Source organism: Bailinhaonella thermotolerans, from assembly GCF_003594875.1.
Taxonomy (GTDB): domain Bacteria; phylum Actinomycetota; class Actinomycetes; order Streptosporangiales; family Streptosporangiaceae; genus Bailinhaonella; species Bailinhaonella thermotolerans.
In genome coordinates this window covers 1-18,549 of record NZ_QZEY01000006.1, presented here as the reverse complement: position 1 = coordinate 18,549, position 18,549 = coordinate 1, and the positions used below count along the sequence as shown (strand labels likewise).

7 protein-coding genes are annotated in these 18,549 nt (G+C 77.4%); 6 read left to right on the top strand and 1 reads right to left on the bottom strand.

Annotated elements, in window-relative coordinates; genetic code table 11:
- Nucleotides 1-23: 23 nt before the first annotated feature.
- From D5H75_RS17800 to D5H75_RS17790, 3 genes are all read left to right on the top strand, one after another.
- Complete coding sequence (locus D5H75_RS17800) at nucleotides 24-464, top strand: cobalamin B12-binding domain-containing protein (RefSeq protein WP_119927613.1); 441 nt, start codon at nucleotides 24-26, stop codon at nucleotides 462-464.
- A gap of 7 nt (nucleotides 465-471) precedes the next feature.
- Nucleotides 472-1,722 carry a methylaspartate mutase gene (locus tag D5H75_RS17795; protein WP_242454326.1) on the top strand — a complete coding sequence of 417 codons (1,251 nt, stop codon included), beginning with the start codon at nucleotides 472-474 and terminating at the stop codon, nucleotides 1,720-1,722.
- Between the two features lie 178 nt (nucleotides 1,723-1,900).
- Nucleotides 1,901-2,854 (top strand): ACP S-malonyltransferase, encoded by a 954-nt coding sequence (locus D5H75_RS17790; protein ID WP_242454325.1) that lies wholly within the window; start codon nucleotides 1,901-1,903, stop codon nucleotides 2,852-2,854.
- A 67-nt stretch (nucleotides 2,855-2,921) separates the two neighbouring features.
- Here the strand turns inward: D5H75_RS17790 and D5H75_RS17785 are convergent, their stop codons facing one another.
- Entirely contained in the window at nucleotides 2,922-3,122 is a 201-nt protein-coding gene (locus D5H75_RS17785) for an acyl carrier protein (RefSeq protein WP_242454324.1), read from the bottom strand.
- Nucleotides 3,123-3,210: 88 nt separating this feature from the next.
- Between D5H75_RS17785 and D5H75_RS17780 the strand changes: the two genes are divergently transcribed.
- The 3 genes from D5H75_RS17780 to D5H75_RS17770 form a co-directional block, all read left to right on the top strand.
- Nucleotides 3,211-4,767, top strand: coding sequence for an AMP-binding protein (locus D5H75_RS17780; RefSeq protein ID WP_119927611.1), 1,557 nt, complete (start codon nucleotides 3,211-3,213; stop codon nucleotides 4,765-4,767).
- Between the two features lie 116 nt (nucleotides 4,768-4,883).
- Nucleotides 4,884-16,973 (top strand): type I polyketide synthase, encoded by a 12,090-nt coding sequence (locus D5H75_RS17775; RefSeq protein WP_119927610.1) that lies wholly within the window; start codon nucleotides 4,884-4,886, stop codon nucleotides 16,971-16,973.
- 16 nt (nucleotides 16,974-16,989) lie between these two features.
- On the top strand, nucleotides 16,990-18,549 hold a 1,560-nt coding region (locus D5H75_RS17770), incomplete at its 3' end, for a type I polyketide synthase (protein ID WP_202638261.1).

Genomic DNA, 18,549 nt, shown 5'->3' with positions numbered 1-18,549 from the left:
CGCGGACGCGCCGCCCACGCGCCATGGTGAGCGGGGTGGCGTCCGACTCGCACACCTGGAACCTGGTCTTCCTGCAGCTCGTCTGCGAGGAGGCCGGGCTGGACGTGGTGAACCTGGGCCCGTGCGTGCCGGACGACCTGCTGGTCGGCGAGTGCGTGGACCAGCGCCCCGACCTCCTGGTCATCAGCAGCGTCAACGGGCACGGCTACCGGGACGGCCTGCGGGTCGTCCCCAGGCTGCGGGCCCGGCCCGAGCTGGCCGGCACCCGGATCGTGATCGGCGGCCGGCTCGGCGTGACCGGGCGCCGCGAGGACGGCCCCGCCGCCCGGCTCGTCGCGGCCGGCTGCGACCGGGTCTTCGACGGCGGGCCGGGGGACCTGGAGGAGTTCCGGGCGCTGGCCGCCGAGGTGGCCTCCCGTACGGCCGACGGCGCGGCCTCGCGGGCGCCGGTCCGGCTCCGCTGAGCCCGCGGTGGCCGCGGGATTCGGCGGCTTCGTGGCCGCCACCGCCGCGGCCGGCGACCTGGTGGTGCAGCCCCGGATGGGGTTCGGCGACGTGGCGGCCATGCGGTCCGGGCTGCTCGCCACCAAACGCGCCCGCGCGGCGACCGCCGGCACGATCACGGTGGACAGCTACACCCGGGTGGGCGACCTGGAGTCGGCTGCCGCCGCGCTGGCCGCGGGCGCCGCGCTCAACGGGTATCCCCTGGTCAGCCATGGCGCCGAGACCAACCGCCGGATGCTGCGCGGGGTGCGGGACGCGACCTTCCCGGTGCAGGTGCGGCACGGCTCGGCCGACCCGGGGAAGATCTTCGAGGCGCTGCTGGACGCCGGCCTGGACGCCACCGAGGGCGGACCGGTCTCCTACTGCCTGCCGTACAGCCGGATGCCGCTGAGCCAGGCGGTCGAGCACTGGGCGCGCGGCTGCGAGCTGCTGGCCGCCCGGGGGCGGGAGGCGGGCAGGGAGCCCCACCTGGAGACCTTCGGCGGCTGCGTGCTGGGCCAGCTCTGCCCGCCCAGCCAGCTCGTCGCGCTCAGCGTCCTGGAGGCGGTGTTCTTCCGGGCCCGCGGCCTGCGCGACATCTCGCTGAGCTACGCCCAGCAGACCGATCCGGGGCAGGACGCCGAGGCGGTGCTCGCGCTGCGCGCGCTGGCCGGGGAGTTCCTGGGCGGCGTCCGCTGGCACGTGGTCGTCTACGCGTACATGGGCGTCTACCCCGAGACCCCGCGCGGGGCGGCGTCGCTGCTGACCGCCGCCGCCGAGCTGGCCGTGCGCACCGGCGCGGAGCGGCTCATCGTCAAGACCGAGGCGGAGTCCCGGCGCATCCCCACGATCTCGGAGAACGTGGCCGCGCTGGAGCTGGCCGGTACGGCGGCGCGCGCGGCCCGGCCGGTCCCGCCGCCGCCGGGCGGTGCCGACTCCCAGGTGTACGCCGAGGCGCGGCGGCTGATCGAGGCGACGCTGGAACTGCACCGGGACGTGGGCCGGGCGCTGCTGCGCGCGTTCAAGCTGGGGTACCTGGACATCCCCTACTGCGTGCACCCGGACAACCGGGGGGCGGCGCGCAGCTACATCGACGGCGACGGGACGCTGCGCTGGGCGGACGTCGGCGCGCTGCCGCTGGACGGGCTGGTGCCGCGCCGCCGCTCCCGCCCGGTCGGCTCGGCGGAGCTGCTGGACGCGCTGCACTACGTCCGGCGCAGGCACGACGGCGAGGGCTGAGGCCCCGCCGTACGGCTCGCGCCGCCGGGCCCCGGCACGCGGGGAAGGACCCGGCATCCGCGGCCCGCGGGTACGGCTCGCGCCGCCGGGACCGCGCCCGGATGCTGGGGTCCGGCAGGGTCACGGTGAGGGGTTTTAGGGGTGTGGCCGGCCGGGCGGTCGCGGTTAGCGTGCGCTGGTGAGCGATGCAGCGAGTCACGAGATGGCGATGGTGTTCCCGGGGATGGGGCCGACCGCGTTCGCCGACGTCGAGGGGTTCGCGACCGAGGTGCCGGTGGCGCGCAGGCTGTTCGCCGAGGCGGATGAGGCGCTCGGCTACCCCGTGCTGGACCGGTTCCGCGACGCGGAGGGGGACTACTCCGAGTACGCCCAGGTCGCCTTCCTGGTCACCTGCCTGGCGCTGGCCGAGTGGGCCGAGCGCGAGGCGCTTCCCGCCCGCCCTGGGCTGTGCGCGGGGCCGAGTTTCGGCGGCAAGGCGGCCGCCGCCTACGTGGGCTGCCTGAGCTTCGCCGACGCGGTGTGGATGACCGCGCGGCTGGCGCGGTGCGTGGCGGACTACTTCAGCCGGGAGCACGGCGACCTGGTCACCCACTCGTTCGTCCGGGTGGCGCCGGAGACGGCGGAGCGGATGTTCGGCGAGCTGACGGCGCGGGGACGGCGGGCGGACGTGGCCTGCCGCGTGGACCGGGACTTCTTCATGGTCACCCTGTCCGCCGACGACCTGCCGGGGCTGGAGAAGGCGATCCGCGCCGCCGGCGGCCTGTCGCTCTACACGATGCGGCCGCCGATGCACTCCCCGGCCCTCGCCCGCCTGCGGGAACGCGCGGAGAAGGAGGTCCTGGCCGAGCTGGAGTTCGCCGAGCCGCGCCTGCCGGTGATCTCCGACCACGACGGGTCGGCGCTGACCACCGGGGAGCAGGTGCGCGCCCTGCTCCTGGACGGCTTCGTACGGCGGATGCACTGGCCGGAGACGGTCGCCGCGCTGCGCGGCAGGGGAGTGCGGACGGTCTGCGTGGCCGGGCCGGACGGCCTGTTCGGCCGGGTGCCGGCCACGACGCGGAACTTCGAGGTGGTGCCGGTCGGCCCGAAGCGGCCGCTCCTCGGCGCGGACCGCGTCGCCGGGCCCCGCTGACCGGCCGGTGCGGAGCCCGGCGCGGCGCGCGGCCCGGCGGGCGGCCTCGCGGGGTCGCCCGGCCGTCTCAGGGAGCCGGCCGGGCCGTGCTGAGCGCGGACCACAGGGCCCCCGGGGTGGTGAAGGTGTCCAGGACGAGGGCCTCCTCGTCGAACTGCACGGAGTAGCCGGCTTCCAGCGCGCTCAGCAGTTCCACCGCGCCCATGGAATCCAGGCCGAATTCCCGGAGGTTGGTGTCCGCGGTGAGCTCGTCGCCGGGCGGCAGCAAGGAAAGGTGCCGCCTTAACAGGGCCTCAAACTGTTCGTCCCACATGGCCTGGATTATGCCTCAATAACTCGCGCTGGGGGAGAAGAAAATGGGCGAAGATATTGACCGGAACCTCCACGGGCGATTTCTGCGCGGGCTCGCCGCCGCACCGCACGGCGGCGCCGCGCTGCGCCTCGGCGACCGCGCGGTCTCCTTCGCGGAGTTGCACGAGACCGCCCTCGTCTGGGCCGGGTCGCTGCTGCGCGCCGGTGTCACGGGCCCCGTAGGGGTGCTGGCGGAGAAGGGGACCACGGCCTACGCCGGGGTGCTCGCGGCGCTGTACACCGGGGGACCGGTGGTGCCGCTGCACGTCGACTTCCCGCCCGAGCGGACGGCGCGGATGGCCGCGGCGGCCGGGGTCACCGCGGTGATCGCGGACGCGCGGGGCGCGGGCCTGCTGCCCGAGCTGCGGGAACGCGGTTACCGAGGGGAGGCGCTGCTGCCCCGGGGCGGCGGTGAGGGCGCGATCCCGGTGGCCGCCGCGCACGCGCCGGCCGAACCCCGCGCGGTGCCGCCCGGCGCCCCCGCCTACACCCTGTTCACCTCCGGCTCGACCGGGCGGCCCAAGGGCGTCGTGCTCACCCACGCCAACCTGTGCCACTACTTCGGCGTGCTGGACGGCCGCTACGACTTCGGCCCGGACGACGCCTTCTCGCAGACCTTCGACCTGACCTTCGACTGCGGGATCTTCGACCTGTTCTGCGCCTGGGGCGCGGGGGCCGCGGCCGTGCCGGTGCCCCCGCGCGGCCACGCCGACCTGCCCGCCTTCCTGGAGCGCCACCGGGTGACCGTGTGGTTCTCCACGCCCAGCGGCATCACCCTGGCCCGCCGGCTCGGGGCCCTGCGCCCGGGGGCGCTGCCCGGCCTGCGCTGGAGCTTCTTCGCCGGGGAGGCGCTGCGCTGCGCCGACGTCGAGGACTGGACGCGGGCGGCGCCGTACTCCGCGGTGGAGAACCTGTACGGGCCCACCGAGCTGACCGTGACGATCACCGGGCACCGGTGGCTGCCGGACCGGTCGGCGGCGCTCGCGGTCAACGGCGTGGTGCCGATCGGCTCCGTCCACCCCGGGCACGAGATCCTGCTCGTCACCGAGGACGGCCGGGTCACCGACGCGGAGGAGGGGGAGCTGTGCGTGACCGGGCCCCAGCTCACCCCGGGCTACCTGGACCCGGCGGACGGCGCGGGCCGGTTCCTCCGGCACGCGGGGCGCACCTGGTACCGCACCGGCGACCGGGTGCGCAGGCTGCCCGGGGGCGAGCTGTGCTACCTGGGCCGGCGGGACGCCCAGGTGCAGGTGCAGGGCTGGCGGGTGGAGCTCGCGGAGATCGAGCACGCGCTGCTGGCAGTCGGCGACGGGGTGGCCGAGGCGGCCGCGGTCGGGGTGGAGGGCGCGGCGGGCACGGAGCTCGTCGTGTTCTACACCGGAGAGGCGCGCCCGCCGGTCGAGCTGGCCAACCGGCTGCGGCGCACCCTGCCCGACGGCATGGTGCCCAAGCGTTATCACCACCTCGGAGAACTCCCCCTCAACGCCAACCGCAAGGTGGACCGAAAGGCGCTCACCGAGCGCGCGGGCGAGCTGCTGCGCGCCGACAACAATTGGTCTTAGGGGGCGCATAGGGGTTAGTCGGGCCCCGAACGTTTCGTAGCTTGGTTACGGCGCCGAAAGGGCGAGTAGCGCCAGGCTCAGGCCGTTCAACTTCTCTTAATATTTTTAGGTGGGTAATGGGCAACGAAGAGAAGCTTGTCAATTACCTGAAAAGAGCGACGGCGGATCTGCGGGAGTCCCGGCGGCGGTTGCGCGCCGCCGAGGACCGCTTGCGCGAGCTGGGCGCGGGCCCGGCCGGCGCGGAGCCGATCGCGATCGTCGGCATGGCCTGCCGGTACCCGGGCGGGGTGACCACGCCCGAGGACCTGTGGCGGCTGCTCAGCGACGAGGTGGACGCGATCACGCCGATGCCCGCCGACCGAGGCTGGGACGTCGACGGGATCTACGACCCGGAGCGCGGCAAGCCCGGCAAGACCTACACCCGGGAGGGCGGCTTCCTCCGCGACGTGGCCGACTTCGAGCCGGAGTTCTTCGGCATCGGCCCCAACGAGGCCACCGCCATGGACCCGCAGCAGCGGCTGCTGCTGGAGACCACCTGGGAGGCGGTGGAGCGCGCCGGGATCGACCCGACCGCGCTGCGCGGCAGCGCCACCGGCGTGTTCGTCGGCGTGATGTACGGCGACTACGGCTCGCGCAGCGACCGGATCCCCCGGGGCGTGCAGGGATTCATCGCGCACGGCAGCCACCGCAGCGTGGCCTCCGGGCGCGTCTCCTACCTGTACGGCTTCGAGGGGCCGGCGGTCACCGTGGACACCGCCTGCTCGTCATCGCTCGTGGCGGTGCACCTGGCGGCGCAGGCGCTGCGCGGCGGCGAGTGCGAGCTCGCGCTCGCGGGCGGCGCCACCGTGCTGTCCACCACCGAGCTGTTCGTCGACTCCGGTCGGCAGGGCGTGCTCTCCCCGGACGGCCGCTGCAAGTCGTTCGCCGCGGCCGCCAACGGCGTGGGCTGGGGCGAGGGCGTCGGCCTGCTGCTGCTGGAGCGGCTCTCCGACGCGCGCCGCAACGGCCACCCCGTGCTGGCCGTGATCCGCGGCTCCGCCGTGAACCAGGACGGCGCCAGCAGCGGCCTGACCGCGCCCAACGGCCCGTCCCAGGAGCGCGTGATCGCCGCCGCCCTGGCCGCGGCGGGGCTGTCGCCCGCGGACGTCGACGTCGTCGAGGGGCACGGCTCCGGGACCGCGCTGGGAGACCCGATCGAGGCGCAGGCGCTGCTCGCGGCCTACGGGCAGGACCGCGACCGCCCGGTGTGGCTGGGGTCGGTGAAGTCGAACATCGGCCACGCCCAGGCGGCCTCCGGCGCCGCCGGGCTCATCAAGATGGTGCTGGCGATGCGGCACCGCACGCTCCCCAGGACGCTGCACGTGGACGCCCCGAGCCGGGAGGTGGACTGGTCCGCCGGCGCGGTGGAGCTGCTGACCGAGTCCCGGCCGTGGCGGCGCGACGGCGGCCCGCGCCGGGCCGGCGTCTCGGCGTTCGGGGTCAGCGGCACCAACGCGCACGTGATCCTGGAGGAGGCCCCCGACGAGGCCGCCCCGCAGGGCGAGGCCCCCTCTCCCGGAGACGGTACGGCCGTGCCGGCCGCGCCCTCCGCGGCGGCCCGCGCGCTGCCGGTGGTGGTGTCGGCCAGGTCCGAGGCGGCGCTGCGCGCGCAGGCCGGCCGGCTGGCCGGATTCCTCGCCGAGCGGGGCGCCGGCGTCGAGACGGCGGACGTGGCCTGGGCGCTGACCCGGCGGGCGGCGCTGCCGCACCGGGCCGCGCTGGTGGCCGAGGACCGGGAGGGCCTGCTGGCCGCGCTGCGCGGCCTGGCGGAGGGCGAGCCGCCCCCCGGCGTGACCGTCGAGACCGCCCGGTCCGGGCGGCTGGGCCTGGTGTTCTCCGGGCAGGGCGCGCAGCGGCCCGGCATGGGCCGCGGCCTCCACGAGCGCTTCGGCGTGTTCGCGCGCGCCTTCGACGAGGCGGCCGAGCTCCTGGCCGCCGAGCTGGCCGCCGTCTCCGGCGGGACGCACGAGCCCGGCCTGCGCGAGGTGCTGGCCTCCGGCTCGCACACCGACGAGGCGGCCGGCGCGCTGGACCGGACGGTGTACGCGCAGGCGGGGCTGTTCGCCGTGGAGACGGCGCTGTTCCGGCTGCTGGAGTCGTTCGGGATCCGGCCGGACTACGTGGCCGGGCACTCCATCGGGGAGATCGCCGCGGCGCACGTCGCCGGGGTGCTGGACCTGGCGGACGCGTGCCGGCTGGTGGCCGCCCGCGGCCACCTCATGCAGCGGCTGCCCGCAGGCGGCGCGATGGCCGCGATCGGCTGCGCCGAGGACGAGATCGCGCCGCTGCTGACCGGCGACGTCTCGGTGGCGGCGGTCAACGCGCCCGGCTCGGTGGTGGTCTCGGGCGCGGCCGCCCAGGTCGCCGAGATCATCGACTGGGCGCGCGGGCGGGGCCACCGCACCCGGCCGCTGCGCGTCTCCCACGCGTTCCACTCGCCCCTGATGGAGCCGATGCTGGCCGAGATCGGCGAGGTCGTGGCGGGGATGACGTTGCGGCCGCCGGAGCTGCCGCTGGTGTCCAACGTCTCCGGCGACCTGGCCGGCGACGAGATCACCCGGCCCGGGTACTGGGTGGACCACGTGCGGCGGCCGGTGCGGTTCGCCGACGGCGTCCGCGTCATGCGGCGGCGCGGGGTCACCCGCTTCCTGGAGGTCGGCCCGGACGCGCAGCTCGCCCCGATGGTCGAGGAGACCCTCGCCGGAGACGGCCACGCGGACCTGGTGGTGCCGCTGCTGCGCCGCGACCGCGACGAGGAGGCCCACTTCGGCGCGGCCCTCGGCGCCGCCTGGGCCGGAGGCGTGCCCGTGGACTGGTCCGCCTGGTTCGCCGGCCGTGCCACGCGGCCCCGCCACGTCGACCTGCCCACCTACCCCTTCCAGCGGCGCCGGTTCTGGCTGGAGGCGCACCGGTCCGGCGACGTGTCGGCGGCCGGCCAGGTCCCCGTCGAGCACCCGCTGCTCGCCGCCGCGGTGACCCACCCCGACGGCGGCGTCACCCTCACCGGGCGGCTGTCCCCGCGCGCCCAGCCCTGGCTGGCCGACCACACGATCGACGGCGCCGTGATCTTCCCCGGGACCGGGTTCGTGGAGCTGGCGATCCGTGCCGGCGACGAGGTGGACAGCGGCCGGCTGGAGGAACTCGTCCTGGAGACTCCGCTGGTCGTCCCCGCCGCCGACGCCGCCGGGGGCGACGCCGCGGGCGGCGTGGCCGTACAGGTCACCGTGGCGGCGCCGGACGACCGGGGCCACCGCGCCGTGGAGATCCACTCGGCGGCGGGGGAGGGCTGGATCCGGCACGCCCGGGGCACCCTGGCGCCCGCCACGGCCGACGGCGCGGACCTGACCGCGTGGCCGCCCCCGGACGCGCACCCCCTGGACGTCGCCGGGCTGGACGACCGGCTGGCCGAGCGCGGCTACGAGTACGGCCCGGCGTTCCGCGCGCTGCGCGCGGCCTGGCGGCGCGGCGACGAGCTCTACGGCGAGGTGGCGCTGCCCGAGGGGCTGGAGTCCGCCGGGTACGGCGCGCATCCGGCGCTGCTGGACGCCGCGCTGCGGGTGGGCCTGCTGCCCGAGGCGGCGGACGCGGACGGGCGCGGGGACGGGCGGCCGGTGGTGCCGTTCGCCTGGCGCGGGGTCGAACTGCACGCCACCGGCGCCGCCGCCGCGCGGGTACGGCTGCGCCCTGACGAGACCGCCGGGGCGGGAGCCGTACGCCTCGACCTGGCCGACGCGTCGGGCCGCCCGCTGGCCACCGTGACCTCGCTGGAGTCCCGCCCGCTCGCCGCCGGCCCCGGCGCGGGCGGCGGCACGGCGGCGCGCGGGCTGTACGAGGTGGCCTGGCGGCCGCTGGCCGGGACGGACGAGCCGCCCGCGCGGGACGCCGCCGCCGGGACCGTCGAGGTGTACGCCGCCTGGGACGGCACCGCAGACGGCACCGCAAATGGCACCGCAAATGGCACCGCAGACGGCACCGGGGCGGACGCCGCCCCGCCGGAGCGGGTACGGCGCGCGGTCACCTCGGCGCTGGACCGCGTGCGGGGCTGGCTGGCCGCCGAGCCCACCCCCGAGGACACGCTCGTGATCGCGACCAGGGGCGCGGTGGCGATCGACGGCGAGGCCCCGGACGAGGCGCAGGCCGCCGTCTGGGGGCTGGCCCGGGCCGCCAGGGAGGAGAGCCAGGGCCGGATCGTCCTGGTGGACCTGGACCTGGACCTGGACCCGGACCTGGACCTGGACCCGGGGGCGGGGGCGGGGCCGGGCCGCGCCGCGATCGACGCGGCCGCCGCGGCCGCGCTGCGCGCCGGGGAGCCCGAGGCCGCCGTCCGCGGCGGCCGGCTCTGGGTGCCCCGGCTCACCCGCCTCGACGCGAACCGCGGACCGGCGCCGGACGGCGGCCGCTCCGCCGTACCGGACGAGGACGGCGCGGCCTGGCCGGCCGAGGGCACCACGCTGATCACCGGGGGGACCGGCGGGCTGGGCGCGCTCGTGGCCCGGCACCTGGTCGCCGGGCACGGGGTGCGGAGCCTGGTGCTGACCAGCCGCCGCGGCCTCGACGCCCCCGGCGCGGCCGAGCTGCGCGACGAGCTGGCCGGGCTGGGCGCCGAGGTGACGGTGGCCGCCTGCGACACCGCCGACCGCGCCGCGCTCGCCGCGCTGCTGGACGGGATCCCGCGGGAACGTCCCCTCACCGCCGTGGTGCACGCGGCCGGAGTGCTGGACGACGGCACCATCCCGGCGCTCGACGCGGAGCGGATGGCGCGGGTGCTGCGGCCCAAGGTGGACGGCGCCTGGCACCTGCACGAGCTGGCCGGCGACGTGCGCAGGTTCGTGCTGTTCTCCTCGACGACCGGCCTGATGGACGCCGCCGGGCAGGGCAACTACGCGGCGGCCAACGCCGCGCTCGACGCGCTCGCCGTACGGCGGGCCGCCGGGGGACGGCCCGCGACCTCGATCGCCTGGGGCGCGTGGGAGACGGAACGCGGCATGGCGGGCAGGCTGGACGACCGGCAGACGGCCCGGCTGGCCGCCTCCGGGATGCGGCCGCTCACCGCCGCCGAGGGGCTGGCCCTGTTCGACGCGGCGCTGGCCGCCGGGCACCCCGCGCCGGTGGCCTGCCGGCTGGACCTGGCCGCGCTGCGCGGCCGGGACGCCGAGCCGCCGCCGGTGCTGCGCGCGCTGACCGGCCGCAGGCAGGCCCGCGCCGCCGCGTCCGGGCCCGGCTCGCTCGCCGACCGGCTGGACCGGCTGTCGCCCGCCGAGCGGCGGGAGCTGCTGCTGGGCGTGGTCCGCGCGGAGACCGCCGGGGTGCTGGGGTACGGCGCGGCCGAGTCGGTGCCGGTGGACCGGGCCTTCCAGGAGCTGGGCTTCGACTCGCTGTCCGGGGTGGAGCTGCGCAACCGGCTGGGCCGGCGGGTCGGCGTGGCGCTGCCCGCGACGCTGGTCTTCGACCATCCCACGGTGACCGCGCTGGCCGGCTTCCTGGCGGACCGGTCCGGCGGGCGGCCCGAGCCCGCCCCGGCCGTCCGGCCGGCGGGCCCGGCGGCGGTCGCGGACGACCCCATCGCGATCGTGGGGCTTGCCTGCCGGTATCCGGGCGGCGTGGAGTCGCCGGAGGACCTGTGGCGGCTGCTCACCGAGGGCGGCGACGCGGTCGGGGAGTTCCCCGCCGACCGCGGCTGGGACCTCGGGTCGCTGTTCCACCCCGAGCCCGGGCACGAGGGGACCTCGTACGTCAAGGAGGGCGGGTTCCTGTACGGCGCGGCCGGCTTCGACCCGGACTTCTTCGGGATCAGCCCGCGCGAGGCGGCGGAGATGGACCCGCAGGAGCGGCAGTTCCTGGAGGTGTGCTGGACCGCGCTGGAGCGGGCCGGGATCGACCCCACGTCGCTGCGCGAGACCGGCGCCGGGGTGTTCGCCGGCGTGATGTACCACGACTACGTGCCCGCGGGCGCGGGCGGCGCGACGGTCTCCGGGCGCGTCTCCTACACCCTGGGCCTGCGCGGACCGGCGATCTCCGTGGACACCGCCTGCTCGTCCTCCCTGGTGGCGCTGCACCTGGCCGCCGAGGCGCTGCGGCGCGGCGAATGCGACCTGGCGCTGGCGGGCGGCGTGACCGTGATGGCCACGCCGGGGGCCTTCGTGGAGTTCTCCCGGCAGCGCGGCCTGGCCCCCGACGGCCGGTGCAAGGCGTTCTCCGACGCGGCCGACGGGGTCGCCTGGGGCGAGGGCGTCGGCGTGCTGGTGGTCGAACGCCTGTCGGAGGCGCGGCGGCGCGGCCACCAGGTGCTGGCGGTGCTCAGCGGCAGCGCGATCAACCAGGACGGCGCCTCCAACGGCCTGACCGCGCCCAACGGGCCCGCCCAGGAGCGGGTGATCACCCAGGCGCTGGCCGCCGCCGGGCTCACCCCGGCCGACGTGGACGTGGTCGAAGGCCACGGCACGGGCACCGCCCTGGGTGACCCGATCGAGGCGCAGGCGTTGCTGGCGACCTACGGCCAGGACCGGGAGTCGCCGCTGTGGCTGGGCTCGGTCAAGTCCAACCTCGGCCACACCCAGGCGGCGGCGGGCGTCGCCGGTGTGATCAAGATGGTGCTGGCGATGCGGCACGAGACGCTGCCGAAGACGCTGCACGTGGACGCCCCGTCGTCCAAGGTGGACTGGTCCGGCGGCGCGGTGGAACTGCTGACCGAGCCCCGGCCCTGGCCCAGGGCCGGGGAACGGCCGCGCCGGGCGGCCGTCTCGTCGTTCGGCATCTCCGGCACCAACGCCCACGTCATCATCGAGGAACCCCCCGCCGAGGAGCCGCCGCCCGCCGCCGACGGCGCGGCCGAGCCGCCCGCCGTCTTCGCGGCCGGGGCACCCGCTCCCGGCGCCGGGACGGAGGCGTCTCCCGCGCCGCCCGTGGTGCCGCTGCTGGTGTCGGCGAAGAGCGAGGCCGCGCTGCGGGCGCAGGCCGACCGGCTGGCCGGCTTCCTGACCGGGCACGACGAGGCCGGGACGCCGGACGTGGCCGCCGCGCTGGCCCGCAGGGCCGGTCTGCCCCGGCGCGCCGCCGTACTGGGCGGGACCAGGGACGCCGCCGTGACCGGGCTGCGCGCGCTGGCCGCCGGCGAACCGGCCGCCGAGCTGGTCCGCGGTCTCGTGCACGACGGCGCCGACCAGCCGGTGTTCGTCTTCCCCGGGCAGGGCGGCCAGTGGCCGGGCATGGCCGTCGACCTGCTGGACTCCTCGCCCGCGTTCGCCGCCGCGCTGGAACGCTGCGCCGCGGAGGTCGAGGCGCTGGTGGACTGGCGGGTGCGCGACGCGCTGGCCGACGCGCGGCTGCTCGACCGGGTGGACGTGGTACAGCCCGTGTTGTGGGCGGTCATGGTCGCGCTGGCCGAGACCTGGCGCGCCGCCGGGGTCGAGCCGGCCGCGGTGGTCGGCCACTCCCAGGGCGAGATCGCCGCCGCCTGCGTGGCCGGGGCGCTGTCGCTCGCCGACGGGGCGCGGGTCGTGGTGCTGCGGTCCCGCGCCGTCGCCGAGCGCCTGTCCGGCCGGAACGGCGGCATGATGTCGGTGGCGCTGCCCGCCGAGCGGATGACCGGGCTGCTCGCCGAGTACGGCGACGCGGTGTCGGTGGCCGTGGTGAACGGGCCCGGCTCGGTCGTGCTGGCCGGCGAGGGCGCGGCGCTGGACGCGGTGGAGGCCCGGCTGCGGGCGGAGGGCACGCGCGTCAAGCGGCTGGCCGTGGACTACGCCTCGCACGGCGCGCAGGTGGAGGTGCTGCGCGAGCCGCTGCTGCGCGACCTGGCGGGGCTGCGCCCCCGGACCGCCCGGGTGCCCTTCTACTCGACCGTCGTCGCGGCCGAGCTGGACACCGCCGGGCTCGACGCCGAGTACTGGTACACCAACCTGCGGCGCACCGTCCGCTTCGCGGAGACCACCCGGGCGCTGCTGGCCCGGGGCCGCCGGGTGTTCCTGGAGATGAGCCCCCACCCCATGCTCACCCCGGCGATCGAGGAGACCGCCGCCGCCGACGGCGTGGACGTGGCCGCAATGGGCACGCTGCGCCGGGACGAGGGCGGCCGGTTCCCCGTCGCCCTGGCCGAGGCGTGGCTGCGCGGGGTGCCGGTGGACTGGCACAGGGTCCTGCCCGCCGCGCGGCGGCGCGTGGATCTGCCCACCTACCCCTTCCAGCACGACCGGTACTGGAAGCCCGCCACGTCGTCCGGCCCGGCCGGGCTGGCCGCGGCCGGCCTGGACCCCGCCGGTCATCCGCTGCTGGCCGCCGTGCTGGACGAGCCGGACGGCGACGGGCTGGTCTTCTCCGGCCGGCTCTCCGTCGCGAGCCAGCCCTGGCTCGCCGACCACCGGGTGGCCGGCCGGATCGTGGTGCCCGGCGCGGCGCTGGTGGAGATGGCGCTGCACGCCGCCGACCGGGCTGGCTGCGACCTGCTGGAGGAGCTGACCCTGGAGCGCCCGCTGGTGCTGCCGGACGACGGCGCGGCCCGGGTGCGCGTGGTGGTCGGCGCCGCCGAGGACGGCCGCAGGCCGATCTCCGTGCACGCCGCCCCGGCGTCGGGGGACACCGCCGTCGCCGCCTGGACCCGGCACGCGACCGGCGCCCTGGCGACCGCCCCCGCCGAGGGGCCCGCCCCGGACACGCCCGGCCCGGCCTGGCCGCCGGCCGACGCGCGGCCGGTGGACGCCGGGGACCTGTACGAGACCATGGCCGCCGGCGGGTACGGCTACGGGCCCGCGTTCCGCGGGCTGCGCCGGGCCTGGCGCCGCGGCGACGAGGTCTTCGCCGAGGTCGCCCTGCCCGAGCCGGCCGCCGCCGAGGCGGACCGGTTCGGCGTCCACCCGGCGCTGCTGGACGCCGCGCTGCACGCCGCCGGGATCCTCGACGGCGACACCTCAGGCGCGCCCCGGCTGCCGTTCACCTGGCGCGGCGTACGGCTGCGCTCCGTCGGCGCGACCACCGCGCGGGTACGGCTGCGCGGCGCGGGCGGCGAGCTCAACGGCTCGACGGACCGCTTCGCCGTGGACCTGGCCGACGCCGAAGGGGCCCCGATGGCCTCGGTGGAGGCCGTGGTGGTGCGCCCGGTGAGCGACGGGGACCTGGCCCGCACGCCGGCCGCCGACGTCGCGCCGCCCCGGCTCACCTGGATCCCGCTGTCCCCGGCCGCCGAGCCGCACACTCCGGCCGGCACGCCCGAGACGCCGGAGCCGCCCCCGATGGCCGAGCCGTCCCCGATGAGCGAGCCGTCCCCGATGGGTGAGCTGTCCCCGATGGGTGAGCTGTCCCCGAGGGCCGAGTCGCGGGGCAACGGGGCGGGACCGGACGCGGCCGAACCCAGCGGCAACGGCGCGGGCCCGGCCCCCGGCGCGGCACGGCCCGGCGCGGCGGCGGCCCTCGCCGCCCCCGAGCAGCCCGCGGAGGCCGTGCCGCCGGGGCTGGAGGTGTTCCACGTGCCCGGCGACGGGGACGAGGACCCGGCCGCCGCCGCCCACACGGCCACCGGGGCCACCCTGGCCGCGCTGCGCGAGTGGCTGTCCGGCGACCGCGACGACCGGCTCGTCGTGGTGGCCCGGCACGCGGCGGCGGTCCTCCCCGGCGAGGACGCCGACCCCGCCCAGGCGGCCGCCGCCGGCCTGGTGCGCGCCGCGCAGGCGGAGCATCCCGGCAGGTTCGTCCTGCTCGACCTCGACGGGCAGGACCCGCCGTGGGCGGAGGTGCGGGCGGCCGCCGAGGCCGGCGAACCGGAGCTGGCCGTACGCGCGGGCACGCTCCACGCGCCGCGGCTGGCGCGCGACGCCGGCGCGCTCGTCCCCCCGGCCGGGCCGTGGCGGCTGGCCACCACCGGCAAGGGCACGCTGTCCAACCTGGCGCTGACGCCCGCGCCGGAGACGGCCCGCCCGCTGGCCCCCACCGAGGTACGGCTGTCGCCCCGGGTCGCCGGGATCAACTTCCACGACCTGGTCGTCGCCCTCGACATGATCACCGAGGAGGACGACGGGCTGATCGGCGAGGCCGCCGGCGTGGTGCTGGAGGTCGGCTCCGCCGTCACCGACCTGCGGCCGGGCGACCGCGTGACCGGCCTGGTCGACGGCGGCGCGGGGACCGTGGCCATAACCGACCGGCGGCTGCTCGTCCCGATCCCGGACGGCTGGTCGTTCACCGAGGCCGCGGTGCTGCCGATCGTCAACCTCACCGCCTACTACGGGCTGGTCGACCTGGCCGGCGTACGCCCCGGGGACCGGGTGCTGGTGCACGCGGGCGCGGGCGGGGTCGGCCTGGCGGCGATCCAGCTCGCCCGGCACCTGGGCGCGGAGGTCTACGCGACCGCGTCCCCGGCCAAGTGGCCCGCGCTGCGCGCGCTCGGCCTGGACGACGCCCACCTGGCCTCCTCCAGGGACCTCGGCTTCCGCGAGAAGTTCCTGGCCGCCACCGGCGGGGCTGGCATGGACGTCGTGCTCAACTCGCTGGCCCGGGAGTTCGTCGACGCCTCGCTGGACCTGCTGCCGCGCGGCGGACACTTCCTGGAGATGGGCAAGACCGACATCCGGCGGGCCGAGGAGGTCGCCGCCGCCCACCCGGGCGTCGTCTACCGCGCCTACGACATGGTGGCCCAGTCGCGCACCCACCACCCGGAGGGGACCCCGGAGCGCGTCCAGGAGATCCTCGCCGAGGTGGTCCGGCTGCACGAACGCGGTGTGCTGCGGCCGCCCCCCGTCACGATCTGGGACGCCCGGCGCGCCCAGGACGCCTTCCGGCACCTCCAGCAGGCCCGGCACGTCGGCAAGCTCGCGCTGACCGTGCCCCGGGAGCTCGACCCGGACGGCACCGTCCTGATCACCGGCGGCACCGGCGTCCTCGCCGGGCACGTCGCCCGCCACCTGGTGACCCGGTACGGCGCGCGCCACCTGCTGCTGGTCACCCGCCGGGGCTTGGACGCGCCCGGCGCGGCCGAGCTGCGCGAGGAACTGGCCGGGCTGGGCGCCTCGGTCCGCGTCGAGGTCTGCGACGTGGCCGACCGGGACGCCCTGGCCGCGCTGCTCGACGGCGTCGCGGCCGAGCGCCCGCTGACCGGGGTGGTGCACGCGGCCGGCGTCCTCGACGACGCCACGATCACCTCGCTCACCCCGGACCGGCTGGCCACGGTGCTGCGGCCCAAGGCCGACGCCGCCTGGCACCTGCACGAGCTGACCCGGGGGCACGACCTGGCCCTGTTCGTCATGTTCTCCTCGGCCGCCGGGCTGCTCGGCGCGCCCGGGCAGGGCAACTACGCCGCGGGCAACGCCTTCCTGGACGCGCTCGCCCAGCACCGCCGGCACCTCGGCCTGCCCGGGCACTCGCTGGCCTGGGGGCTGTGGGCCGAACGCAGCGCGATGACCGCCCACGTGGGCGCGGGCGACTCGGCGCGGCTGGCCGCGACCGGGCTGCGCGAACTCGACACCGAGACCGGGCTGCGCCGCTTCGACGCCGCCGTCGGCGGGGACGCCCCGGTGGTGCTCGCCGCGGACGTGGACACGGCCGCGCTGTCCGGTGGGCCGGTGCCGCCCGTGCTGCGGGGCCTGGTCACCGCCCCGGCCAGGCGGCGGGCCGCGGCGGGCGCGCCCGTGGCGGAGGAGTCGCTGGCCGACCGGCTCTCGGGGCTGCTCCCGGCCGAGCAGCGCCGGATCCTCCTCGACCTGGTCCGCTCGCACGTGGCCGCGGTGCTCGGCCACGCGGGGGTGGACGCGATCGCGGCCGACCGGGCCTTCGCGGAACTGGGCTTCGACTCGCTGACCGCGGTGGAGCTGCGGAACCGGCTGGCCGCCGCCGCCGGGCTGCGCCTGCCGGCGACGCTGGTCTTCGACCACCCCAACCCGGAGGCGCTGGTGACGTTCCTCCTGGAGGAACTCGACCCGGAACACGCCGACCCGGCGCGAGCCGTACTCGACGAACTGGAACGGCTGGAGGCGGCGATGGCCGAGCCCATCGCCGAGGCCGCGCCCGGGCAGGCCGACGTGGAGGCGGTGGCGGCCCGGCTGGAGGCGCTGGCCCGGCGGTGGCGGGAGGCGCACCGCGGCGGGGACGGCGCTGCGCGCGACGGGGCGCCGGATCTGGCCGCGGCGACCGACGAGGAGCTGTTCGCGGTGCTGGACGGTGAGCTGGGCGGCCCGGACGGGCCGGCCTGAGTTGGGGGGATGATTCATGGCGGGCGACGACCGGCTGCGCGACTACCTTCGCAGGGCCACCGCGGATCTCCAGGAGACCCGGCGGCGGCTGCGCGACGTGACGGAGCGGGCCCGGGAGCCGATCGCGATCGTCGGCATGGCCTGCCGGTACCCGGGCGGGGTGACCACGCCCGAGGACCTGTGGGCCCTGGTGGCGGGGGGCCGGGAGGGCATCTCCGGCTTCCCCGCCGACCGGGGCTGGGACCTGGCCGCGCTCTACGACCCCGAGCTGACCCGCCCCGGGACCAGCTACGTCGACCGCGGCGGGTTCCTGGAGGGCTCCGGCGAGTTCGACGCGGGCTTCTTCGGGATGAGCCCGCGCGAGGCCACCGCCACCGACCCGCAGCAGCGGCTGCTGCTCGAGGCGTCCTGGGAGGCCCTGGAACACGCGGGCATCGACCCGACCGGGCTGCGGCGCAGCCGTACCGGCGTCTACGTCGGGGTCATGGCCCCGGACTACGCGATCGGCTACGGCCGGGACGTGCCCGAGGCCGAGGGCCTGCTCAGCACCGGATCGCACGGGAGCGTGGTCTCCGGCCGGGTGGCGTACGCCCTCGGCCTGGAGGGACCGGCGGTGTCGGTGGACACGGCGTGCTCGTCGTCGCTCGTGGCGCTGCACCTGGCGGTGCAGGCGCTGCGCACGGGGGAGTGCGACCTGGCGCTGGCCGGCGGGGTGACCGTGATGTCCACGCCGGAGACGTTCACCGAGTTCGCCCGGCAGCGCGGGCTCGCCCCCGACGGGCGGGTGAAGGCGTTCGCGGACGCCGCCGACGGCACGGCCTGGGGCGAGGGCGCGGGCGTGCTCGTGGTGGAGCGGCTGTCGAAGGCGCGGCGGCGCGGGCACCGGGTGCTCGCGGTGGTGCGCGGCTCGGCGGTCAACCAGGACGGGGCGTCGAACGGCCTGACCGCGCCCAACGGGCCGTCCCAGGAGCGCGTGATCACCCAGGCGCTCGCGTCCGCCGGGCTGGTGGCCGCCGACGTGGACGTGGTCGAGGGCCACGGCACGGGCACCGCCCTGGGCGACCCGATCGAGGCCCAGGCGCTCCTGGCGACCTACGGCCGGGGGCGGCGGCGGCCGCTGTGGCTGGGCTCGGTGAAGTCGAACCTGGGCCACACCCAGGCGGCGGCCGGGGTCGCCGGTGTGATCAAGATGGTGCAGGCGATGCGCCATGGGGTGCTGCCCAAGACGCTGCACGTGGACGCGCCGTCGTCAAAGGTGGACTGGTCCAGCGGGGCCGTCGAGCTGCTGACCGAGCCGCGCGAGTGGCCGCGCGCCGAGGGCCGGCCGCGCCGGGCGGGCGTCTCGTCGTTCGGCTTCAGCGGCACCAACGCCCACGTGATCCTGGAGGAGCCGCCCGCCGAGGAGCCGTCCGAGCCGTCCGAGCCGTCCGAGCCGTCCGAGCCGTCCGAGCCGCCCGCCGGGGAGCCGTCCGGCGGAGGTACGGCGTCGCCGCGCGTGCTGCCGGTGCCGGTCGTGGTGTCGGCGAAGTCGGAGGAGGCGCTGCGGGCGCAGGCGGGCCGGTTGGCGGGGTTCCTG

Coding starts and splice junctions, on each gene's coding strand:
- D5H75_RS17800 (WP_119927613.1), top strand. CDS start 24: ATGGTGAGCGGGGTGGCGTCCGACTCGCACACCTGGAACCTGGTCTTC.
- D5H75_RS17780 (WP_119927611.1), top strand. CDS start 3,211: ATGGGCGAAGATATTGACCGGAACCTCCACGGGCGATTTCTGCGCGGG.
- D5H75_RS17775 (WP_119927610.1), top strand. CDS start 4,884: ATGGGCAACGAAGAGAAGCTTGTCAATTACCTGAAAAGAGCGACGGCG.